Annotated in this window: 22 protein-coding genes and 1 pseudogene; 21 read left to right on the top strand and 2 right to left on the bottom strand. The window is 48.1% G+C overall.

Annotation, left to right across the window (positions count from 1 at the left end):
- Positions 1-81: 81 nt before the first annotated feature.
- Entirely contained in the window at positions 82-1,794 is a 1,713-nt protein-coding gene (locus BV455_RS03455; protein WP_042407153.1) for an Rqc2 family fibronectin-binding protein, read from the bottom strand.
- 112 nt (positions 1,795-1,906) lie between these two features.
- Between BV455_RS03455 and BV455_RS03450 the strand changes: the two genes are divergently transcribed.
- From BV455_RS03450 to spoVM, 17 genes and pseudogenes are all read left to right on the top strand, one after another.
- On the top strand, positions 1,907-4,579 hold the full coding sequence (locus tag BV455_RS03450) for a calcium-translocating P-type ATPase, SERCA-type (RefSeq protein ID WP_218687757.1): 2,673 nt from the start codon (positions 1,907-1,909) through the stop codon (positions 4,577-4,579).
- 88 nt (positions 4,580-4,667) lie between these two features.
- A complete protein-coding gene (locus BV455_RS03445; protein ID WP_026078632.1) occupies positions 4,668-5,543 on the top strand; it encodes a YicC/YloC family endoribonuclease in 876 nt (291 codons plus the stop codon).
- Between the two features lie 56 nt (positions 5,544-5,599).
- Positions 5,600-5,863 carry an extracellular matrix/biofilm regulator RemA gene (remA, locus tag BV455_RS03440; RefSeq protein ID WP_017437141.1) on the top strand — a complete coding sequence of 88 codons (264 nt, stop codon included), beginning with the start codon at positions 5,600-5,602 and terminating at the stop codon, positions 5,861-5,863.
- 14 nt (positions 5,864-5,877) lie between these two features.
- Positions 5,878-6,492 carry a guanylate kinase gene (gene gmk / locus BV455_RS03435; RefSeq protein WP_017437140.1) on the top strand — a complete coding sequence of 205 codons (615 nt, stop codon included), beginning with the start codon at positions 5,878-5,880 and terminating at the stop codon, positions 6,490-6,492.
- Between the two features lie 3 nt (positions 6,493-6,495).
- Positions 6,496-6,696 carry a DNA-directed RNA polymerase subunit omega gene (rpoZ, locus tag BV455_RS03430; RefSeq protein WP_017437139.1) on the top strand — a complete coding sequence of 67 codons (201 nt, stop codon included), beginning with the start codon at positions 6,496-6,498 and terminating at the stop codon, positions 6,694-6,696.
- 57 nt (positions 6,697-6,753) lie between these two features.
- Positions 6,754-7,958, top strand: a pseudogene (gene coaBC, locus BV455_RS03425) (bifunctional phosphopantothenoylcysteine decarboxylase/phosphopantothenate--cysteine ligase CoaBC).
- Positions 7,955-10,369, top strand: a complete 2,415-nt coding sequence (priA, locus tag BV455_RS03420; protein WP_218687756.1) for a primosomal protein N' — start codon at positions 7,955-7,957, stop codon at positions 10,367-10,369. Before coaBC ends, priA begins: the two are co-directional and overlap by 4 nt.
- A 15-nt stretch (positions 10,370-10,384) precedes the next feature.
- A complete protein-coding gene (gene def, locus BV455_RS03415; protein ID WP_061580218.1) occupies positions 10,385-10,858 on the top strand; it encodes a peptide deformylase in 474 nt (157 codons plus the stop codon).
- Between the two features lie 10 nt (positions 10,859-10,868).
- Positions 10,869-11,837 (top strand): methionyl-tRNA formyltransferase, encoded by a 969-nt coding sequence (fmt, locus tag BV455_RS03410; RefSeq protein ID WP_026078631.1) that lies wholly within the window; start codon positions 10,869-10,871, stop codon positions 11,835-11,837.
- Positions 11,815-13,158 (top strand): 16S rRNA (cytosine(967)-C(5))-methyltransferase RsmB, encoded by a 1,344-nt coding sequence (rsmB, locus tag BV455_RS03405; RefSeq protein WP_061580216.1) that lies wholly within the window; start codon positions 11,815-11,817, stop codon positions 13,156-13,158. The genes fmt and rsmB overlap by 23 nt, the downstream gene beginning before the upstream one ends.
- Before the next feature lie 5 nt (positions 13,159-13,163).
- Entirely contained in the window at positions 13,164-14,258 is a 1,095-nt protein-coding gene (rlmN, locus tag BV455_RS03400) for a dual-specificity RNA methyltransferase RlmN (RefSeq protein ID WP_042407136.1), read from the top strand.
- 4 nt (positions 14,259-14,262) lie between these two features.
- The gene (locus BV455_RS03395; RefSeq protein WP_017437132.1) at positions 14,263-15,012 is read left to right on the top strand and encodes a Stp1/IreP family PP2C-type Ser/Thr phosphatase; all 750 of its coding nucleotides are present in this window, start codon (positions 14,263-14,265) and stop codon (positions 15,010-15,012) included.
- A 5-nt stretch (positions 15,013-15,017) separates the two neighbouring features.
- Entirely contained in the window at positions 15,018-16,979 is a 1,962-nt protein-coding gene (gene pknB, locus BV455_RS03390; RefSeq protein WP_017437131.1) for a Stk1 family PASTA domain-containing Ser/Thr kinase, read from the top strand.
- 4 nt (positions 16,980-16,983) lie between these two features.
- Positions 16,984-17,871, top strand: a complete 888-nt coding sequence (gene rsgA / locus BV455_RS03385; RefSeq protein WP_017437130.1) for a ribosome small subunit-dependent GTPase A — start codon at positions 16,984-16,986, stop codon at positions 17,869-17,871.
- On the top strand, positions 17,868-18,530 hold the full coding sequence (gene rpe, locus BV455_RS03380) for a ribulose-phosphate 3-epimerase (protein ID WP_017437129.1): 663 nt from the start codon (positions 17,868-17,870) through the stop codon (positions 18,528-18,530). The genes rsgA and rpe overlap by 4 nt, the downstream gene beginning before the upstream one ends.
- 44 nt (positions 18,531-18,574) lie before the next feature.
- A complete protein-coding gene (locus tag BV455_RS03375; RefSeq protein ID WP_017437128.1) occupies positions 18,575-19,225 on the top strand; it encodes a thiamine diphosphokinase in 651 nt (216 codons plus the stop codon).
- A gap of 80 nt (positions 19,226-19,305) precedes the next feature.
- Positions 19,306-19,386 (top strand): stage V sporulation protein SpoVM, encoded by an 81-nt coding sequence (gene spoVM / locus BV455_RS03370; RefSeq protein ID WP_017437127.1) that lies wholly within the window; start codon positions 19,306-19,308, stop codon positions 19,384-19,386.
- Positions 19,387-19,431: 45 nt separating this feature from the next.
- On the opposite strand, the gene rpmB is transcribed toward spoVM, so the two are convergent.
- On the bottom strand, positions 19,432-19,617 hold the full coding sequence (rpmB, locus tag BV455_RS03365) for a 50S ribosomal protein L28 (protein WP_015863405.1): 186 nt from the start codon (positions 19,615-19,617) through the stop codon (positions 19,432-19,434).
- Positions 19,618-19,855: 238 nt separating this feature from the next.
- Here rpmB and BV455_RS03360 point away from each other — a divergent pair, with 238 nt between their 5' ends.
- The 4 genes from BV455_RS03360 (at position 19,856) to sdaAA (ending at position 23,549) form a co-directional block, all read left to right on the top strand.
- Positions 19,856-20,218 carry an Asp23/Gls24 family envelope stress response protein gene (locus tag BV455_RS03360; RefSeq protein WP_017437126.1) on the top strand — a complete coding sequence of 121 codons (363 nt, stop codon included), beginning with the start codon at positions 19,856-19,858 and terminating at the stop codon, positions 20,216-20,218.
- 17 nt (positions 20,219-20,235) lie between these two features.
- A complete protein-coding gene (locus BV455_RS03355) occupies positions 20,236-21,912 on the top strand; it encodes a DAK2 domain-containing protein (RefSeq protein WP_218687755.1) in 1,677 nt (558 codons plus the stop codon).
- 64 nt (positions 21,913-21,976) lie between these two features.
- Positions 21,977-22,639, top strand: a complete 663-nt coding sequence (sdaAB, locus tag BV455_RS03350; protein WP_017437124.1) for an L-serine ammonia-lyase, iron-sulfur-dependent subunit beta — start codon at positions 21,977-21,979, stop codon at positions 22,637-22,639.
- 31 nt (positions 22,640-22,670) lie between these two features.
- Positions 22,671-23,549, top strand: coding sequence for an L-serine ammonia-lyase, iron-sulfur-dependent, subunit alpha (gene sdaAA, locus BV455_RS03345; RefSeq protein ID WP_017437123.1), 879 nt, complete (start codon positions 22,671-22,673; stop codon positions 23,547-23,549).
- Positions 23,550-23,551 lie beyond the last annotated feature (2 nt).

Below are 23,551 nucleotides of genomic sequence, written 5' to 3'. Positions count from 1 at the left end.
CCGCTCCGTTCCTTTGCTCCTGGAATGGAAGTTCATAAAAAATGCCCTCCCGCACTTTATAGCGGGAGGGATTTCGCGTTGCTATTGCTTTTTCATTCGAATCACCAAATCCTCATCCGGCGTCACGTAAACCGTCTGCTGGTTTTCGTAAATGACAAAGCCCGGTTTGGCTCCGCTCGGTTTTTTCACATAGCGGATGCGCGTATAATCGACAGGAACGGAGCTCGATTGGCGCGCTTTGCTGAAGTAGGCGGCGAGGTTGGCAGCTTCGATGATCGTTTGCTCGGACGGATTTTTGCTGCGAATAACGACGTGCGAGCCAGGGATGTCTTTCGTGTGCAGCCAAATCTCGTCTTTATGCGCTAGTTTTGTCGTTAAATAATCGTTTTGCTTGTTGTTTTTCCCAACCAGAATTTCCGTGCCGTCGCTCGCGACGTAGCGGTCCAGCTCAATTTTCCGCTGTTTTTGCTTTTTCGGTTGTTTGGTGGCGCGCGCCCGCAAATAGCCTTGTTCGATTAACTCCTCGCGAATTTCCTCAACATCTTTCGGAGCGGCGGTTTCGAGCTGCTGGAGAAGCGTATCGAAATAAGCGATTTCTTCGTTCGTGCGCTCAATTTGTTCTTGGACGATGTTTAGCGAGTTTTTCGCTTTTTGGTACTTTTGAAAATAACTTTGCGCGTTTTCCGACGGCGATTTTTGCGGATCGAGCGGAATCGTTACGGTCGCGCTGTTTTCGTCGTAATAGTTGATCACTTCGATTTCTTTCATTCCCCGCTCGACGGCGTACAGGTTAGCGGTTAGCAGCTCCCCATAAAGCCGATATTGCTCCGCATGTTTTGCTTCCTCTAATGTTTGCTTAAGCTTGATCAGCTTTTTCTCGTTTTTTGCTTTTTCGTTTGCAATAAGCCGCTCAAGGTCATGTGCCTGCTGTTTCACGCGGTCGCGCTCGGCTTTGCCGAAGTAAAAGCGGTCTAACAGTTCGCTTGGCGCGGCGAACGGTTTCGCTTCCGCCTGCAGATGGGTGAGCGGGAGCACGTAAAACCATTCTTTTTCGCCATTCGTGTACATCGCCGGCGCAAAGCGATGGGCGCGCACTTCGTCCATCAATGCGATAAAACTTTTTGGCAATGTTGCACGGTTCGCGAGTCCGGCGCGAAATACCGCTTCTTTCGCAAACAGCGGCGAGATGCCGGAAAATGTGGCGACGAGCTGGTCCGCTAGTTTGCCGGCATGAAAATCGATTTTTTTTATGATCGTTTCTTCGGTCGCTTCGAGCGGGTTGATTTTTCCATGCGACGGCGGCGCGATATATTCATGGCCGGGAAGCACGGTACGATAGCGGTTGACGGCAGGAGAGAGATGTTTAATGCTGTCGATAATTGTGTTCGTTTCTTTGTCAACCAAGATGATGTTGCTGTGCCGCCCCATGATTTCAATCATTAATTGTTTTGTATGAATATCGCCAATTTCGTTCCGTCCTTTTGTTTCCATGATGATAATCCGGTCAAAATCAACTTGGCGGATCGCTTCAATGATGCTTCCTTCCAAATGTTTGCGCAACAGCATGCAAAACATCGGCGGTTCCGCCGGATTGTCATACGTTTCGTTCGTCAAATGAACGCGCGCATAGCTTGGATGCGCGGACAACAACAATTTATAATTTCGCCCGTGCGAGCGGATTTGCAGGACCAATTCATGGACAGCCGGCTGGTGGATTTTCGTGATGCGTCCTCCCACGAGCGCTTCCTGTAATTCTTTTACAACCGCATAGGTAAACACTCCATCGAATGACATAAAAAACACCTTTCTGTTTGTTTTGTTGCTTCATCAATAACATATCATATCATTTTTTCGGACATGTCTGAATAAGCTTTCATAGAAAAGCAAAGAGGGAGGAGAAGCGACGATGCAGTGGCATACGCTTGCGACAAATGAAGTGGCGAAGGAAACAAACACCAATCTTACGAAGGGCTTAACGATGGAAGAAGCGAAAAAGCGTCTGAAGCGGTTTGGATATAACGAATTAAAAGAAGCCAAAAAACAGTCGGCGTTATTATTGTTTTTGAATCAGTTTAAAGATTTTATGGTGCTTGTGCTTCTTGCGGCGACGATCATTTCCGGATTGCTTGGGGAGTATGTCGATGCTATTGCCATTATCGTTATCGTCATCATGAATGGACTTTTAGGCTTTTTCCAGGAGCGGCGCGCCGAGAAATCGCTTGAAGCGCTCAAGCAATTATCGGCACCGCAGGCAACGGTATTGCGCGACGGGGAATGGTTGAAAATTCCGGCTCGGGAGCTTGTTGTCGGCGATATTATCAAGTTTTCAAGCGGGGACAGAATCGGCGCCGATGTCCGCTTAATTGATGCAAAAGGGCTGGAAATCGAAGAATCAGCGCTGACAGGCGAGTCGGTGCCGACAGCAAAGTCGGCGGTTTCGCTTATGAATGAAAATGCTGCGCTCGGTGATTTGCATAATATGGCTTTCATGGGCACCCTTGTAACAAGAGGAAGCGGCATTGGCATTGTGATTGCAACGGGAATGAAAACGGCAATGGGACAAATCGCGAATCTGCTTCAAGAAGCGGAAACAGTGATGACTCCGCTGCAGCGCCGTCTGGAGCAGCTGGGGAAAATTTTAATTGTCGTTGCGCTCTTTCTTACCGTTCTTGTCGTTGTGGTTGGCGTCATTCAAGGACACGGTTTATACGAAATGTTTTTAGCCGGTGTTTCGTTAGCGGTCGCCGCGATTCCGGAAGGGCTGCCGGCGATTGTGACCATTGCGCTTGCGCTTGGCGTGCAGCGGATGATCAAGAAAAATGCGATCGTCCGCAAGCTTCCAGCGGTGGAAACGTTAGGCTGTGCTTCTGTCATTTGTTCCGACAAAACGGGAACGATGACGGAAAATATGATGACCGTCACGCATATTTGGGCAAATGGAAAAACGTGGACGATAAGCGGCGCCGGTTTGGAGACATCGGGGCAATTTTATGAAAACGGGCGTCCAATCGACATCAAAAAAGAGGCGGTATTGCAACAGCTGCTGATGTTTGGCGTGCTTTGCAATGGTTCACAGCTGAAAGAAAAAGAGGGACGGCGCTACATCGACGGCGATCCGACCGAAGGCGCTTTGCTTGTCGCTGCGATGAAGGCGGGATTGACGAAAGAACGCATCGAAAACGAATTTATCGTGGAACAAGAATTTCCGTTTGATTCCGAGCGGAAAATGATGACGGTTATTGTGAAAGATAAAGCAGGAAGACGATTTATTGTGACAAAAGGAGCTCCAGACGTATTGTTGCAAGTGAGTAAGCAAATTTGGTGGAACGGACGCGAGCAAACGATGACAGTGGCGTGGAGAAAAACGATACAAGACGTTATTCAACAAATGGCAAGCCAAGCACTCCGCACGATTGCGCTCGCTTATCGCCCGCTTCAAGCTCATGAGCGAATCACTTCAGAAAAAGAGGCGGAGAAAAATCTCGTGTTTATCGGAATTCAAGGAATGATCGACCCGCCGCGGCCGGAAGTGAAAAAAGCAGTACGGCAATGCAGGGAAGCGGGGATTAAAACGGTGATGATTACAGGCGATCATGTACTTACCGCTAAAGCGATCGCAAAGCAGCTCGGAGTGCTGCCGCCGAACGGAAAAGTCATGGACGGTCCGACGTTGTCGCGGCTTTCGGTAGATGAACTCGAAGAAGTGGTCGATGATGTTTATGTATTTGCCCGCGTTTCGCCGGAGCATAAATTAAAGATTGTGAAAGCATTGCAACGTCGGGGACATATTGTCGCGATGACGGGAGACGGTGTAAACGACGCGCCGGCCATTAAAGCGGCCGACATCGGCGTGGCGATGGGGCAGTCGGGAACGGATGTGGCGAAAGAGGCAGCCGCGCTCGTATTATTGGATGATAACTTTGCGACGATTCAAGCGGCGATTCAAGAAGGAAGAAATATTTACGAAAACATTCGCAAATTTATCCGCTATTTGTTAGCATCAAATGTCGGTGAGATTTTAGTCATGTTGTTTGCGATGCTGCTGGCTCTCCCGCTTCCGCTTGTGCCGATCCAAATTTTATGGGTGAACCTTGTGACCGATGGGCTTCCGGCGATGGCGCTCGGAATTGACCGCGCGGAAGAAAACGTAATGAAACGTCCGCCTCGCCATCCGAAAGAGGGAGTATTCGCGCGCGGACTTGGCTGGAAAATCATCAGCCGCGGCTTTGTCATCGGGATGGTGACGCTGGCGGCATTTATGACGGCGTACGAACGAAGCGGAAACGATCTTGTTTATGCGCAGACGGTGGCGTTTGCGACGTTAGTGATGGCCCAGCTCATTCATGTGTTTGACTGCCGCTGCGAGCGCTCCATTTTTGACCGCAACCCGTTCGAAAATATATATCTCTTCGGTGCGGTTATTGTATCCATATTATTGTTGCTCGTCGTCATTTACTACCCGCCGCTGCAAGGAATTTTCCATACGATGCCGATCGCTCTGTTTGATTGGCTGCTCATTATTGGTTTAGCAGCGCTTCCGACATTTTTGTTTTCTGGTTCGTTTTTGGCGAGAAAATAAAAAGGAGATATGGTATAATATCCAAGGTGATAGAGGGTGACTCTATGACCTTTTCTTTTTGGCATCTCACATAAATGGATGTGATAATGTGGTTTATAGCATGACAGGTTTTGGACGCAGCACGAAAAAAAATGAACAGCTTGCCATTACAGTGGAAATGAAGTCGGTAAACCATCGCTTTCGTGAAATTTCCATCCGTATCCCTAGACAATGGATGGCTTTTGAGGATAAAATAAAAAAAGCCATTTTGCCGTACGTCAAACGAGGAAAGGTGGAAGTTTTTGTTAATATCGAAGGCGATGGTTTGGTCAAGCGGAAACTACATATTGATTGGGAATTAATGGAGGATTATTATCATAACTTGCAAAGGGCGAATGAGCAATTTGCCCTGCACGACCGCGTGACGCTTGCTCACTTGTTTCAGCTTGAAGGCGTAACGGAAATTATGGAAGAAGAGAGCGTCAATGAGGAAATGGAGCAGCTTTTGCTTGCCGCAGTGAAAGAGGCTGCTGAGCAACTTGCACTTATGCGTAAGCAGGAAGGCGAGGCGCTCCTTGCTGATATCAAGGCGCAGCTTTCTCAGATTGAAAAAGGGGTGCAGGCGATTGAGAAATGGGCGCCGGATGTGATTGAACATTATCGCGAGCGGTTGTTGAAACGGATCCATGAGCTTGTTCCACTTCCTGCCGATGAGTCACGCATTTTGACGGAGGTGGCGATTTTTGCGGAAAAAGCGGATATTAATGAGGAACTGAAGCGGATTCGCAGCCACCTTCAGCAAGTTGCCGCAACGTTGCAAACAGACGAGTCAATCGGTCGGAAGCTTGACTTTTTAGTACAAGAGTTAAACCGTGAAATAAACACGATTGGCGCAAAGGCGAATGACAGCCGCATCGCCGCGCAAGTCGTCGAGATGAAAAGCGCGCTCGAAAAAATAAAAGAACAAGTGCAAAATATCGAGTAGCCGTTTAGAACGGTTTCATTGCGGCAACAATAATATTTATGGCAGGTGGACGCTTCGTGGGAATTAAGTTTATTAATATAGGGTATGGAAATATGGTATCCGCCGCTCGGATTATTACGATCGTCAGCCCTGATTCGGCACCGATTAAACGGATTATTCAAGATGCAAGGGAAAATGGAAAGCTAGTCGATGCCACTCATGGAAGAAGAACGCGCGCTGTCATTATTATGGACAGCGATCATGTCATACTATCTTCGGTGCAGCCGGAAACGGTAGCCAATCGTTTATATGGAAGCGACGATTTATCGGAGGAAGGGTAGGGTTTTAGACATTTATGAACGAAAGAGGATTGTTGATTGTCTTATCAGGACCATCTGGTGTCGGCAAAGGAACGGTGCGAAAAGCGTTGTTTTCCCAGCCGGATATTAATTTGCATTATTCCGTCTCTGTCACGACGCGGAAACCGCGCGAAGGCGAAGTCGACGGCGTCGACTATTTCTTTAAAACGCGCGAAGAGTTTGAGCAAATGATTCGGGAAAACAAACTGCTCGAGTGGGCAGAGTACGTCGGCAATTATTATGGAACGCCGATTGACTACGTAGAAAAGACGCTCGCAGAAGGAAAAGATGTATTTCTGGAAATTGAAGTGCAAGGCGCTATGCAAGTGCGCAAAGTGTTTCCGGAAGGTTTGTTTATTTTTCTCGCCCCACCGAGCTTAAGTGAACTGGAAAAACGGATTATTTCGCGCGGGACCGAGTCGGAAGAGCTCGTCCGCAACCGCTTAAAGGCGGCAAAAGAAGAGCTCGAGATGATGGATGCATATGATTATGTCGTCGAAAACGATAAAGTTGAGCTCGCCTGCGAGCGAATTAAGGCGATCGTGATCGCCGAGCATTGCCGGCGGGAACGTGTTGCAAAACGTTATAAGAAAATGTTGGGGGTGGAATAAAGCATGTTATATCCTTCCATCGACTTATTAATGCAAAAAGTGGATTCGAAATATAAACTGGTGACCGTTGTTGCAAAACGGGCGCGTCAGCTTCAAGACAATGCCGAATTAACGATTAAAAACCCGGTATCGAAAAAATTTGTCGGGCAAGCGTTGGAGGAAATTGCGGCCGATCATATCGAATTAGTAGAAGAAGAAAAATAACAACCTAGCTGTTAGGTTGTTATTTTTTTACAAAAGTATAATCGAGGTGTTTCAAACATGGTATATGGAAAAAACATTTTATTATGTGTGACCGGGGGATTGCTGCTTACAAAGCGGCCGCGTTGACGAGCCAATTAACCCAACGTGGCGCCAATGTGAAAGTAATAATGAGCGAAGGCGCCTGTCAGTTTATCACCCCGTTGACATTTCAGGCGCTATCGCGCAATGAAGTTTACGTTGATACGTTTGCGGAAAAAAATCCGGCGGTGATTGCCCATATTGATTTAGCAGATTGGGCTGACCTTGTCCTCGTTGCCCCGGCGACGGCCAACACGATTGGGAAGCTGGCGAATGGCATTGCTGACAACATGATTACGACAACGCTTTTGGCGACAAAAGCGCCGGTATGGATCGCGCCGGCCATGAATGTTCATATGTATGAACATCCGGCGGTGCAAGCGAATATCGAAACGCTATACCGCTTCGGCTATCGCTTTATTGAGCCGTCGGAAGGATATTTAGCGTGCGGATATGTTGGAAAAGGGAGGCTCGAGGAACCGGAAAAAATCATTAAAAATATCGAGAACTACTTTTCCTCTGCCAATCCGCTTTTAAAAGGGAAAAAGGTGCTTGTTACAGCCGGTCCAACAAGAGAAAAGCTCGATCCTGTCCGCTTTTTTTCCAATCGTTCGACGGGAAAAATGGGCTATGCGATTGCGGAAGCAGCGGCGCGCTTTGGAGCGGAAGTGACGCTTATTTCCGGCCCGACGGAATTGGAGGCACCGGCTAATGTCAAAACCATTCGCGTCGAGTCGGCGCAGGACATGTATGAAGCCGTGATGGAACGGTTTCCAGATGTTGATATCGTCATTAAATCGGCAGCGGTGGCCGATTACCGGCCAAAGCATGTGTTTGCGAAAAAGATAAAAAAACAGCCAGGCGACTATATCGTAGAAATGGAGAGAACGATCGACATTTTAAAAACGCTCGGTGAACGAAAAACGTCGCAAATTTTAGTCGGATTTGCGGCGGAAACGGATCATGTCGAGGAATATGCCCGGCAAAAATTAGAAAGCAAACGGCTTGATATGGTCGTGGCCAACAATGTCACGCAAGAAGGAGCAGGATTTGCCGGCGACACAAATGTTGTCACCATTTTTAAACGCGACGGCTCCGTTCGTTCCTTGCCGCTGATGTCCAAAAAACAAGTGGCAGAAGAGATTTTAAAAGAAATTCATCAATATATCGAGGCGATTCGATGAAAATAGCGTCTGTTATCGTCGATGTTCCTTCCAGACAAACCGATCGTCCGTTTGATTATATAATCCCGGAACAATGGGAAGATATTCTCAAGCCGGGCATGCGCGTCACCGTTCCGTTCGGTCCGCGGCGTTTACAAGGATTTGTGGTGGGGATTAAATCACAATCGGAAGTAGAGAGGCTGAAGCCAATCGAGGCTGTTTTGGATGTGACTCCGGTATTAAACGAAGAGCTGCTCGAGCTCGGAAAATATTTAACGGAAACGACGCTTTGCTTTGCCATTTCCGCTTACCAGGCGATGCTGCCGGCGGCGATGAAGGCTAAATATGAGAAGGAAATCCACCTCATTCGTGAAGAATACCGGCCGCTTTTGCCGCAAGAAATACAGGCGCTGTTTGCCGGCCGTTCCGCCATCGCATGGAAGGAAGTTGAGCAGGCTAAATTATGGCGGACGGTGCAAAAAGCGATTCAGCAAGGATATTTGGAAGTTGTGTACCAAATCAAAGAGAAGGCGGGAAAAAAAGTAATCAAACATATTCAATTAGCCATGCCGCCGCAACAAATCAGACAAGCCATCGAGGCGATGCCGGCGCGGGCGGTGAAGCAAAAGCAAGTGTTAACGTTCCTTCTTTCTAAAAACGAGGCGGTTCCGATGCAAGAGCTGATTGAACAGACATCCGCTTCGTATGCTTCGGTGAAATCGTTAGTCGAAAAGGGGCTCGTTGTAGAAAAAGAAATCGAAGTGTACCGCGACCCGTATGAACATCGCACATTTGCGAAAACGAAGCCGCTGCCGCTTACCGTCGAGCAGGAAAAGGCGCTTTCTGCGATCGTGAAGCGCGTGCGCGCCAATGAGCACAGGGTATTTTTGCTGTATGGCGTGACGGGAAGCGGGAAAACGGAAGTGTATATGCAGGCGATGGAAGAAGTATTGCGCCAAGGAAAAGAAGCGATCGTTCTCGTTCCGGAAATTTCGCTGACACCGCAAATGGTCGAGCGGTTTAAAGGCCGTTTCGGCTCGCAAGTTGCGGTGCTTCACAGCGGGCTGTCTGTCGGCGAAAAATATGATGAGTGGCGGAAAATTCATCGCAAAGAGGTGCAGCTCGTCGTTGGCGCCCGCTCAGCGATTTTTGCTCCGTTTGAAAACTTAGGCATGATTATTATCGATGAAGAACATGAAGCAAGTTACAAGCAGGAAGAAAATCCGCGCTATCATGCCCGCGATGTGGCAATTTACCGCGCCCGCCTTCACGGCTGTCCGGTCGTGCTCGGTAGCGCTACTCCTTCGCTTGAAACGTTTGCTCGTGCGAAAAAAGGGGTATACGAACTATTGACGTTGCCGAAACGAATCAGTGACAACGGAATGCCGGATGTCCATATTGTGGACATGCGCGAAGAATTACGGAGCGGCAATCGCTCCATGTTTTCGCGGATGTTGTTTGAAAAGCTGAAGGAACGCCTCCATAAAGGGGAGCAGTCTGTTTTGTTTTTAAACCGGCGCGGCTATTCGACGTTTGTCATGTGCCGGGACTGCGGCCATGTCATTCGCTGTCCGCATTGCGACATTTCGCTGACCTACCATCGTGCCGGGCAGCGGCTGAAATGCCATTACTGCGGGCATGAAGAACCGATAATGTACCGCTGTCCGTCATGCGGCAGCGAACATATCCGCTTTTTTGGAACGGGAACGCAAAAAGTGGAAGAAGAATTAACAAAATTGCTTCCCGAGGCGCGCGTCATTCGCATGGATGTCGACACGACAAGCCGAAAAGGCGCCCATGAACAGCTGCTTTCAAAATTCGGAGAAGGAAAGGCCGATATTTTGCTTGGCACGCAAATGATCGCCAAAGGGCTGGATTTTCCAAACGTGACGCTTGTTGGTGTGCTGGCGGCGGATACGATGCTCCATCTTCCCGATTTCCGCGCTTCGGAAAAAACGTTCCAGCTTCTGACGCAAGTAAGCGGGCGTGCCGGACGTCATGAGCTGCCCGGGGAAGTGGTGATTCAATCGTATACGCCGGAACATTACAGCATCGCCCTTGCCGCCAAACACGACTACGATGCTTTTTATCAGCGGGAAATGATGCTTCGTAAAATGTACGGTTACCCGCCGTTTTACTATTTGACGTTAATTACCGTATCGCATCAGGAAATTACGAAAGCGGCGGCGGTTACGGAAAAAATCGCCGCGTACTTGCGGGCGCAGCTGTCGAAGGAAGCGATTATTCTCGGTCCTGTCGCCTCCCCGATTGCCCGCCTTCATGATAGATATCGCTACCAATGCATGATAAAATACAAGCGGGAGGCGAACATGACGAGCGCGTTAAAGACGATCATTGATCGCTATCAGCATGATGCTGCGCAAGGCGATTTATCGATTACGATCGATACAAATCCATATATGATGATGTAAATGGAGGAAATATCATTGGCTATTTTACCGATTGTGACATATCCAGCGGACATTTTAGAAAAAGAGTGCGAGCTGGTAAAACGGTTTGATCGCCAGCTTATTAAGCTGTTGAATGATATGTATGATACAATGGTGGAAGCCGATGGGGTCGGCTTAGCCGCCCCGCAAGTCGGCATTGCCAAGCAAATCGCTGTCGTCGATGTCGGTGATGAACATGGCCGCATTGAACTGATCAATCCGGTTATTCTCGAAGCACGCGGCGAACAAACAGGGCCGGAAGGCTGCTTAAGCTTTCCGGGGCTGTTTGGTGAAGTGAAGCGGGCCGATTATGTCAAAGTCCGCGCCCAAGACCGTCGCGGTCGGCCGTTTACGCTTGAAGCGACAGGATTTTTGGCACGTGCGCTCCAGCACGAGATTGATCATTTGCATGGAATATTATTTACCTCGAAAGTAATCCGTTATTATGATCCCGAGGAATTAGAAGGGTAGATGATCAAGAATGACAAGAATAGTATTTATGGGAACCCCAGATTTTGCCGTCCCGATATTAAGACAACTCATTGACGATGGATATGATGTTGTCGGCGTCGTCACCCAGCCCGACAAACCAAAAGGAAGAAAACAGGAGCTGACGCCGCCGCCGGTGAAAGTGGAGGCACAAAAGCATGGAATTCCGGTGCTGCAGCCGACAAAAATCCGTGAAAAAGAGCAATACGAACAAGTTCTGGCGCTAAAACCAGATTTAATTGTGACGGCGGCGTTTGGACAAATTTTGCCAAAAGCGTTGCTGGAGGCCCCGAAATACGGCTGCATTAATGTCCATGCCTCCTTGCTTCCGGAATTGCGCGGCGGCGCGCCGATTCATTATGCGATTTTGCAGGGAAAAACAAAAACAGGCGTCACGATTATGTATATGGTAGAGAAACTTGATGCCGGCGATATTTTAACTCAGGTAGAAGTGCCGATTACGGAAACCGATACGGTCGGCACCCTGCATGATAAATTAAGCATCGCCGGGGCAAAACTGTTATCGGAGACAATTCCGCAGCTGCTTGCCGGGAAGCTGACTCCGGTCAAGCAGGACGAGGAAAAAGCGACGTTTGCTTATAATATTAAGCGCGAACAAGAAAAAATTGATTGGACAAAATCGGGAGAAGAGATTTATAACCATATCCGCGGCTTAAACCCATGGCCGGTGGCTTATACGACGCTGGAAGGTAATATATGGAAAATATGGTGGGGAGAAAAACTTCCTGCACCGAAAAAAGCAGAGCCAGGGACGATCATCGATATTATCGATGACGGGATCGTTGTGGCGACCGGCAATGAAACAGCAATAAAAATTACGGAGCTGCAGCCGGCCGGCAAAAAGCGGATGGAGGCGGCGCAGTTTTTGCGTGGTGCCGGCGCTCATCTCACCATCGGAATGAAGCTAGGAGAGGAACATGAAAACGAAAAACGTGCGTGAAATTGCGTTAGAAACCCTGTTGGCGATCGAAGAGAAAGAAGCGTACAGCAATTTGCAACTAAATAAAGTCATTGAGGAACATCATCTGTCTGCAAGAGATGTCGGGCTGCTGACAGAAATCGTATATGGGACGGTGCAGCGGCGCGACACACTCGATTATTATTTAACCCCTTTTTTGGCAAAAGCGCGCAAGCTGGAGCGGTGGGTCCGCATCCTGCTTCGCTTGACCCTTTATCAAGTATTATATTTAGACCGAGTTCCCGACCGTGCGGCGATTTTCGAAGCAGTGGAAATCGCGAAAAAACGCGGGCATAAAGGAACGGCTTCGCTTGTAAACGGAGTGATGCGCTCGATCCAGCGCCAAGGGGTGCCGCCGTTGGAGGACATTGAAGATGAAGTCAAGCGGCTGGCTGTTGCGACAAGCCATCCATACTGGCTTGTCAAGCGCTGGGTCGGGCAATACGGTTTTGCTGAAACAAAACGGATGTGTGAAACAAACCTGCTTCCGCCAAAGCAAACGGCAAGAGTGAATACAGCGCGAATCACGGTAGAGGAAGCGATGGAGCGGCTTCGCCAGGAAGGAATGGAAGTTGCGCGCGGCGAAGTTGCCGCGGAGGCGATTCGGGCGGAAAAAGGAAATCTCGCCCACACTGCAGTGTTTCGCGAAGGACTCATCACGATTCAAGATGAGAGTTCGATGCTAGTGGCAAGAGCGCTAGGCCCGAAAGAAGGGGAGCGCGTGCTTGACAGCTGTGCGGCGCCGGGCGGAAAGTCGACCCATATCGCTGAATTAATGGATAGCACGGGTCAAGTTATATCAGTAGACATTCATGACCATAAGGTGAAGCTGATTGAAGAGCAGGCAAAGCGCCTGCAGTTGACGAACATTTCCACCTATGTGCTTGACAGCAGGCGTTTAGGCGAGCGGTTTGAAAAAGAATCGTTTGATAAAATTTTAGTCGATGCGCCGTGTTCCGGATTTGGCGTCATCCGCCGCAAGCCGGATATTAAATACGCCAAAACGGAAGAAGATATTCCTTCCCTCATCGAATTGCAGCAAGAAATTTTGCGGGCGGTGGCGCCGCTATTAAAACGAGGCGGAACGCTTGTATATAGCACTTGTACGATTGACCGGGAAGAAAATGAGGAAGTCATCGCCCAGTTTTTAAAGCATCATCCGGAATTTGCCCCGGATGAAACGATGCAGGAGCGGCTGCCGGAAAAAGTGCAGCCATACGTCCGCAACGGGCAGCTGAATCTCCTTCCTCACTATTTTGGCTCGGACGGATTTTTTATCGCATCATTACGAAAGAAGGTGTAGCTCCATTGGAAACAACAAAGACGACCGTACGCAAACAAAAGGAAACAACACCGCATTTGCCATCGATTTATTCGCTGACGTTAGAGGAGCTGAAAAATTGGCTTGTTGAGCGCGGCGAAAAGCCGTTTCGCGCGACGCAAATATATGAATGGCTCTACCAAAAACGAGTAACCGATTTCTCGGAAATGACGAACTTGCCAAAAGCGCTGCGTGAACAATTAGGCGAGCATTTTGCCATCACGACGTTAAAAACGATTGTGAAACAAACTTCGAAAGACGGCACGATCAAGTTTTTGTTTGAACTGCACGACGGGTATTCGATCGAGACGGTGCTCATGCGCCATCATTACGGAAATTCGATTTGTGTGACGACACAAGTCGGCTGCCGCATTGGCTGCACGTTTTGCGCTTCAACGCTCGGCGGATTGAAGCGCCATTTAGAAGCGGGAGAAATTGTGGCGCAAGTCGTCCAAGTGCAAAAAGCGCTCGATGAGCACGGCGAGCGGGTAAGCAGCATCGTCGTAATGGGAATCGGCGAGCCGTTTGACAACTATGATGAACTGATTAAGTTTTTGAAAATCGTTAACCATTCAAAAGGGTTGAATATTGGCGCCCGCCATATCACCGTGTCGACGAGCGGAATTATCCCGAAAATTTATCAATTTGCCGAGGAAGGAATGCAAGTCAATTTTGCCATTTCATTGCACGCCCCGACGACTGAGCTGCGCACGAAGCTCATGCCGATCAACAAGGCGTATCCGCTGCCGAAGCTGATGGAGGCGGTCCGCTATTACATTGAAAAAACGGGGCGCCGCGTTACGTTTGAATACGGACTGTTTGGCGGGGTCAATGACCAAATTGAACACGCCGAGCAGCTCGCGGAGCTGATTAAAGGATTAAAGTGCCACGTCAACCTGATTCCGGTCAATTACGTACCAGAGCGGAATTATGTGCGCACGCCGCGCGATCAAATTTTTGCTTTTGAACGGGCGTTAAAAAAACATGGAATTAATGTGACTATTCGCCGCGAACAAGGACATGACATCGACGCAGCATGTGGGCAGCTTCGCGCGAAGGAGCGAAAAGAAGAGACGAGGTGAAAGAATGAGAGCCGTTTTTCAAACCGATATTGGTAAAATTCGTGCTCACAATGAAGACAGCGGCGGTGTTTTTCAAAATAAAGATGGCCATTATTTAGCGGTTGTTGCCGATGGAATGGGGGGGCATCTCGCTGGCGACGTTGCAAGCGAAATGACGATTTCGTATTTAAAACAACAATGGGAGCAGTCCGAACATATTTCATCGCCTGCTGCCGCCGAACAATGGCTGAAAGATCATGTGGCGGCAGTCAACCGCATTTTGTTTGAACACTCCTTGCAGCATGAAGAATGCCAAGGGATGGGAACGACGATTGTCAGCGCGATCTGTACAGATCAATTTGTTACCGTCGGTCATATTGGCGACAGCCGCTGCTATCTTTTCAATAAAAATGGGTTTCAACAAATTACTGAAGACCATTCACTTGTTAATGAATTGGTAAAAACAGGGCAAATTTCCAAGGAGGATGCAGAGCACCATCCGCGGAAAAATGTGTTGTTGCGCGCGCTTGGCACGGAAAGAGACGTGAAGCTGGATGTCAAAACGGTCAGCATCGATGAGCATGATATGCTGCTGTTGTGTTCGGACGGTTTATCAAACAAAGTTTCCGAGCAAATGATGCTACATATTTTAAATTCCGGCGACCCGCTCGAGCATAAAGCACAGGCGTTAATTGATTTAGCTAATGAACGGGGAGGAGAAGATAATATTACGCTGGTGATTATCGATTTTTCATTGGAACGTGAAAGTAGGTGATCCGTGTGCTCATCGGCAAACGATTAAACGATCGCTATAAAATCATTAGCTTAATCGGCGGCGGCGGCATGGCCAACGTCTATTTGGCCAGAGATATGATATTGGAGCGGGATGTCGCTGTAAAGGTATTGCGCTTTGATTTTGCCAACGATGAACAGTTTATTAAACGGTTCCGCCGCGAAGCGCAAGCGGCAACGAGCTTGAATCATGAAAACATCGTCTCCATTTATGATGTCGGCGAAGATGAGGGCGTTTATTACATTGTTATGGAGTATGTGCGCGGGTGTACATTAAAGCAGTATATTCATCAGCACGCCCCTTTGCCAGTTCCAAAAGCGCTTCATATTATGGAGCAATTGACTTCTGCGATTGCCCATGCTCATGAAAATGGCGTTATTCATCGCGATATTAAGCCGCAAAATATTTTGATTGATGAAAACGGCGATGTGAAAGTAACCGACTTCGGTATTGCCGTGGCCCTTAGTTCGACAACCATTACGCAAACGAATTCCGTGCTTGGCTCGGTTCATTATTTGTCCCCGGAACAAGCGCGCGGCGGAGTGACAACGGAAAAATCGGACATCTATTCTCTCGGCATTGTCATGTTTGAGCTTGTCACCGGCCGGCTTCCATTCTCTGGAGAGTCCGCCGTGTCGATTGTGCTTAAACATTTGCAGGCGGAAACGCCCTCCCCTAAAGCCTGGAACCCTAGCATTCCGCAAAGCGTCGAGAATATTATTTTAAAAGCGACGGCGAAAGATCCGTTTTATCGCTACCGTTCGGCACGGGAAATGAATGAAGATATCCGCACCGCTTTAGATCCGGAACGGGCGAATGAGGAGAAATTCACCATTCCTGCCGATGATGAGGAAACAACGAAAGCGATTCCGATTATGAAAGACGCCCCCGTTAGTGCCGGGCTTGAGCCGGAAACGATCGTGTACGAAGAAAAAAAGGAAGAAAAGCCAGAAGCGGAAAAGCCGAAAACAAAACGGAAGTGGATCGTCTGGTTTACGGCTGTCTTTTTATTTCTCGCGGCGGCTGGAGTGAGTGCGGTTACGTGGATTCCAGACCTGGTTTTTCCAAAAGAAGTGACGATGCCGAACGTCGTCAACAAAGATTACGATGAAGCGGTCGAGCAGTTGTCATCGTTAGGGTTAGAGATTAAAGATACGATTGATGTCGAGGATAATAAAATAGAAGAAGGAAAGGTTGTACGTACGAAACCGGAAGCGGGCATGACCGTCAAACAAGGCTCAGGGGTGATCATTTATAAAAGCATCGGCAAAAAGAAAATCGAATTTGGCAACTTTATCGACGAAGATATCGATACAGCCGAAGAGCAGCTGCGCAACGAAGGTTTTACGAACATTAAGCGCAATGAACGTTATAGCGATAAACCATCTGGCACGATTATCGATCAATTCCCGTATGCTGGGGACAAAGTAGTGCCTGATGAAACAGAAGTCATTTTTACCGTCAGTCTAGGTCCGGAACAAATTGTGTTAAAAGATTTGACGGGATATACGGAAAAAAGCGTACGCGACTACGCGGAAGATCAACAGCTGCAGGTGGAGGTAAAATACGAATATTCCGACAAGGTGCCGGAAGGGCTTGTGATTTCGCAGACGCCGGCAGCGAATGAAAAAGTCGAGAAAGGGGACACGATTGCGGTTGTGATTTCCCGCGGCAAAGAGCCGCTTCCGACAAAAACGGTGATCAAAGATATTGTCATTCCGTATGAGCCCGCAGAAGCGGGGCAGGTGGTGGAAGCACAGTTGTATATTCAAGATGCGAATCACAATATGACAATGCCGTATAAAACGTACCGTTTAACGAAGCCGGTTACGGAAACGGTAGAATTTAAAATTCCGTATAAGGAGACGGCATACTATCGCGTCATCGTCAACAATGTCGTCACAGACGAGGGGACGATTCCATATCCAGACGATCGCGCAAAGGAGTGAGGCTATGGCAGAAGGAAAGATTATTAAGGCATTAAGCGGATTTTATTATGTATTGTCAGAAGGGAAAGTGTTTCAATGTCGAGGCAGGGGGGTATTTCGCAAACAGAAAATCACCCCTCTTGTCGGCGATTATGTTGTCTTTCAGGCGACGGGCGAGAGCGAGGGGTATATTTTGGAAATATGCGAGCGGAAAAACTCGCTCATCCGTCCGCCGATCGCCAATGTCGAGCAGGCGATTTTAGTGTTTTCCGCCGTGGAACCGGATTTTAGTCCGAAACTCCTCGATCGTTTTCTCGTTCTTGTTGAATCGAAGCAAATTGCACCAATTATTGTTGTAAATAAAATTGATTTAATGGATAGCCAAACAAAGCAGTCGATCGAACAATATGTCCGTGATTATCAGCGCATAGGCTATGACGTTATTGAAACCTCTACCGTCACCAAGGAAGGGATAGAGCGGCTGCTTTCCTATTTGGAAGGACGGATTTCCGTGGTTGCCGGGCAATCCGGCGTCGGCAAATCGTCGCTGCTAAATGCGCTTCGCCCTGATTTGCAATTAAAAACAAACGATATTTCCACACATTTAGGGCGCGGCAAGCATACGACCCGCCATGTCGAACTGTTGGAGATTGGCGGCGGCCTCGTCGCCGATACGCCCGGCTTTAGTGCACTCGAGCTCGATGATATCGAAATCGAGGAACTGCCGCTTTATTTTCCAGAGTTTCGCGAGCGCAGCGACGAATGCAAATTTCGCGGCTGCCTGCATGTCGCCGAGCCGAAATGCGCTGTAAGAGAGGCGGTGGAAGCGGGAGAAATCCCTTCTTACCGGTACGAGAATTATCTAAGTTTTGTTGAAGAAATGAAAGAGCGAAAGCCGAGGTATGAACGATGATCAAAATTGCACCATCCATTTTATCTGCGAATTTTGCTTATTTGGGAGAGGAAATCCGCGATGTCGAACAAGGCGGAGCCGATTATATTCATGTTGATGTGATGGACGGCCATTTTGTTCCGAATATCACGATCGGCCCGCTTGTTGTCGAGGCGATACGCCCGGTTACGAAATTGCCGCTTGACGTTCATTTAATGATCGAGCAGCCGGATCGCTACATCCCTGCTTTTGCCAAAGCAGGAGCCGACTACTTATCCGTTCATGTAGAGGCGTGCCCGCATTTGCATCGAACGATCCATCTCATTAAAGAACATGGAGTCAAAGCGGGGGTCGTGTTAAATCCGCACACGCCGGTGGAAATGATTCAACATATTATCGCGGATGTGGATTTAGTGTTACTGATGACCGTCAATCCCGGATTTGGCGGGCAGAAGTTTATTCCATCCGTATTGCCGAAAATTCGCCAAGTAGCAGAGTTCATAAAAGAGCGGAACTTATCGGTGGAAATTGAAGTAGACGGCGGGATTAACGCAGAAACGGCGCGCCTGTGCGTAGAAGCGGGAGCGAATGTTCTTGTGGCCGGATCGGCCATTTATAACGAACAAGACCGCGCTGCGGCGATCCGTGCGCTTCGCGGGTCATATAAAGCGGAAGGGTAGACGCCTTCTGCTTTTCTTTCTGTTGAAGGAGGGGAGAGAAATATATGTGGATTCACATTGTCGGCGGCGGGCCAAGCGAACAGCTTCCTTCTCTGCATCAATATGACGGCAAGCAGGTGCGATGGCTGGGGGTGGACCGCGGGACAAAGACGCTGCTTGAGGCAGGCATCCGGCCTGTCAAAGCGTTTGGCGACTTTGACTCGTTGACCGAGGAAGAAATTGCATCGCTGCAAAAAACATTGAACGATATGGATATATGGCCGGCGGAAAAAGATAAAACCGATATGGAAATCGCTCTTGAATGGGCGGTCGAGCAAGGAGCGGATCAAATCCGGATCTTCGGAGCGACCGGCGGCAGGCTTGATCATTTATTTGGCAATGTGCAATTGCTGATCAAATATGCCAATCGAGACATTGAAATCATTGACCGGCAAAATGTGCTGACCGTCCATCTTCCCGGCACGTACACCGTTTCTTATGACGAACGGTATCGCTACGTTTCTTACATTCCGATTTCCCGCGATATTAAGGGTTTGACGTTAACCGGATTTAAATATCCGCTAACAAATTGTCATATTTTTCGCGGTTCGACATTATGTATTAGTAATGAACTTATCCAATCTTCCGGTACTTTTTCCTTTTCTGAAGGCATATTAATGATGATAAGAAGCAGCGATTTTCACCGCTGCTTGTAGGTACGATTTGCAGCCTGAAGAATATACTTAATAAAGAGTGAGGGAAAGTTCGTTACGACGGCTGTGAGGAGGGAATCGGAATGAAATTTTATACGATTAAACTGCCGAAATTTCTCGGCGGGATTGTGCGTGCCATGTTAAACGCTTTTAAAAAAGGATAAGAAAAAAGCACCATTCTTTGGTGCTTTTTTGTTTTAAGGGATTTATTACACGCGTTGTACTTTTCCCGATTTTAATGCGCGCGCAGAAACCCAAACACGTTTCGGTTTTCCGTCGACTAAAATACGAACTTTTTGCAAGTTGACTTTCCATGTGCGTTTATTTGCATTCATCGCATGAGAACGCGAATTGCCGAAAGATTTTTTCTTTCCCGTTACAAAGCATTTTGCCATCTTTTTTCCCTCCTTACTCGTCCTGCTTTCCATTGTGCGTCTAAAAACACTATTATAATTTATCATACAAACGATTAGATTGCAATAGATGCCTTTTTCTCTTTCAAGAAAATATCCTTGACATATAATATTATTTTCGGCTAAATAATACTAGTGGGCGATGGGGGAACTTTTAAAACGGAAAGCATTATAGTACAATGTTGATAGCTATGCGAACTATTGCAAAGGGGGAACGAGCATGTCCATCGAATTGCAAACGAAATACGGACGAATTGAAATATCCAATGATGTCATTGCGATGATAGCCGGCGGCGCTGCGGTCGATTGCTATGGAATTGTTGGGATGGCGTCGAAAAACCAAATTCGGGATGGAATTTCGGAAATTTTACGGAGAGAAAACTTTTCCAAAGGTGTGATTGTCCGCGAGGAAAACGGCGAAGTACATATCGACATGTATATTATTGTCAGCTATGGCACGAAAATTTCAGAGGTGGCCCATAATGTGCAAACAAAAGTAAAATATACGCTTGATCAAACGTTGGGCCTTTCTGTCCAATCGATCAATATTTACGTTCAAGGGGTTCGGGTGACGAATCCGTAGTAAGGAGGAGTTAGTTGGTGACAATTAGGGCACTTGATGGAAGACGTTTCGCCGAAATGGTTTTTCAAGGGGCGGCGCATTTATCGAATAATGCAAAGGCCGTCGACGCGCTGAACGTCTTTCCAGTTCCAGACGGTGATACGGGCACAAATATGAATTTATCGATGACTTCCGGTGCCAAGGAAGTAAAAAATAATATTTCTGACCATATAGGAAAGGTCGCAAGCGCACTGGCGAAAGGATTGTTGATGGGCGCTCGTGGAAACTCGGGCGTCATTTTATCGCAATTGTTCCGCGGGTTCGCCAAAGCGGTGGAAACAAAAAAGGAAATTAACAGCGTCGAATTCGCTGCGGCACTTGAAGCAGGTGTCAATACGGCTTATAAGGCGGTGATGAAGCCGGTTGAAGGAACGATTTTGACTGTGGCGAAAGATGCAGCAAGACGGGCGGTCGAAGTGGCAAAAAAAGAACGAGATATCGCTGTTGTCATGGAGGAAGTCGTGAAGGAAGCGAAAGCGTCTTTGCGGCGCACGCCGGAGTTGCTGCCGGTATTAAAAGAGGTAGGCGTTGTTGACAGTGGCGGCCAAGGCCTCGTTTACGTCTATGAAGGGTTTTTGAGCGGACTAAAAGGAGAAAACGTTGCTAAACAGAAACCGGCGGAAGTTTCCATGGAAGAATTAGTGAAAGCAGAACATCATAAAAGCGCGCAAAGCCATATTCATACCGATGAAATTGAGTTTGGCTACTGCACGGAATTTATGGTGCGGTTTGAGCCGGATAAACTGCAGAAACATCCGTTCTCGGAAGACGCCTTTCGCCAAGATTTAAGCCGATTCGGCGATTCATTGCTCGTCATAGCAGATGACGAGCTTGTTAAAGTCCACATCCATTCCGAGCAGCCTGGGGAAGTATTGACATACGGACAGCAATACGGCAGTTTAATTAACATCAAAATTGAAAATATGCGTCAGCAGCACGCCAATATTATAAACCAAGACCGCCAGACCGCTTCCAGTATAGAAAAGATGAAACAGACGGAAAAATACGGAATTGTGACCATCGCAATGGGATCCGGCGTTGCCGAGTTGTTTAAAAGCATCGGCGCTCACGCCGTCATTGAAGGCGGGCAAACGATGAACCCAAGCACGGAGGAGATCGTAAAAGCCATTGAAAGCATCAACGCGGAAATCGTATTTGTGCTGCCAAATAATAAAAACATTATTATGACAGCAGAGCAAGCAGCGACGGTCGTCAGCCAAAAAGTGATCGTCATTCCGTCGAAAACCGTTCCGCAAGGCATGGCGGCACTGCTGGCGTTTAATCCATCACTTTCCGAAGAGCAAAATCAAAAAGCGATGACCGCTGCTTTAGCGCGCGTAAAAACAGGGCAAGTAACGTTTGCCATACGCGATACCACCATCGACGGAGTAGAAATTGAAAAAGACGATTACATGGGGTTGGCGGACAATAAAATTATTGTCGCAGAAAAAGACAAGCTTTCCGTAACGAAGCAATTGCTTGATGCGTTAATCGATGAAGAAAGCGAAATCGTTACGATAATCTATGGGGAAGATGCGGCGGAAGAGGAAGTGGAAGCGATCGTTTCCTATATTGAGGGAGCGTATCCGGATGTAGAAGTGGAAGTGCACGCCGGAAAACAGCCGCTATATCCGTTTATCTTTTCCGTTGAATAATATGTTAGAATAATAGAAGGGGTTCTCCCTTCTATTTTATTGTGAAGCGAAGGAGTAGAGAAACATGAAATATAAAAGCGTTTTCGATATTATTGGACCGGTTATGATCGGGCCGTCGAGCTCCCATACAGCGGGAGCAGCGCGCATCGGGCGGGTGGCGCGCAGTTTATTTGGCAGAAAACCAAAGTGGGCGCATATTTCGTTTTATGGCTCGTTTGCGCAAACGTATAAAGGACATGGGACGGATGTCGCCATTGTCGGCGGCCTCCTTGATTTCGATACATTTGATGAACGAATTCCGCGTTCGCTTGAAATTGCTAAAGAAGAAGGAATGGAAGTCGTTTTTCACGAAGAAGATGCAATTCCGAATCACCCAAACACCGCACGGGTGCAGATTGGGGATGAACAGGGAGAACTAGAGCTTGTCGGCATTTCGATCGGCGGCGGAAAAATTGAAATTACCGAACTCAATGGATTTGAACTGAAATTATCGGGCCATCACCCGGCGCTTTTGATTATGCATAATGACCGGTACGGAACGATCGCCGCGGTAGCCAACGTGCTGGCAAAATATGCGATTAATATCGGACATATGGAAGTGTCGCGGAAAGAAAAAGGAAAAGAGGCGCTGATGACGATCGAGGTTGACCAACCGCTTGACGAGCATGTAATCAGCGAGCTGGAAACATTGCCGCATATTATTCAAGTAACAAAGCTTGTCGACTAGCGAAAGCGTTTGCAAAAAAGGAGGACATCGGATGTTTCGCAATGTGGCAGAACTGGTGGAATTGGCGGAAAGCCAAAACATTAAAATTGCCGAGGTGATGATTCGCCAAGAAATCGAGGTGACGGGAAGAAGCCGCGAGGACATTTTTGCACAAATGGATAAAAACTTACAAGTAATGGAGCAGGCGGTGGAAAAAGGATTAGCCGGCGTCGTTTCGCGGTCGGGGCTGACCGGCGGAAATTCGGTATTATTGCAACAATATATTAGCCAAGGAAACTTTTTATCGGGAGAAACGATTTTAGATGCCGTCAGCAAAGCGATGGCTACGAACGAAGTGAACGCGGCGATGGGTGTCATTTGCGCGACGCCGACGGCGGGGTCGGCCGGAGTTGTTCCTGGCACGCTTTTTGCCGTAAAAGAGAAATTAAAACCGACGCGTGAGGAAATGATCGAATTTTTGTTTACCGCTGGCGCGTTCGGCTATGTAGTGGCTAATAACGCTTCGATTTCCGGCGCTGCCGGAGGCTGTCAGGCGGAAGTCGGTTCCGCTGCGGGAATGGCGGCGGCCGCACTCGTTGAACTGGCTGGCGGAACGCCGAGCCAGGCGGCGGAAGCGATGGCGATTGCCTTAAAGAATATGTTAGGATTAGTATGTGACCCTGTCGCTGGCTTGGTGGAAGTGCCATGTGTGAAGCGAAACGCCATGGGAGCGGCAAATGCGATGGTGGCGGCCGATATGGCCCTTGCCGGCATTAAAAGCCGCATTCCGTGCGACGAAGTGATTGAAGCGATGTACCGAATCGGCGAAACGATGCCGACCGCATTAAAGGAAACTGCACAAGGGGGGTTAGCAGCAACGCCGACAGGCCGCGCTTTAGCGGCGAAAATTTTCGGCGTTTCCGCGAAATAACA

It is taken from the genome of Parageobacillus caldoxylosilyticus, from assembly GCF_019272935.1.
GTDB classification, from domain to species: domain Bacteria; phylum Bacillota; class Bacilli; order Bacillales; family Anoxybacillaceae; genus Saccharococcus; species Saccharococcus caldoxylosilyticus.
The sequence above is the reverse complement of the archived record's forward strand: the minus strand, read 5'-3'. Positions and strand labels throughout refer to the sequence as shown.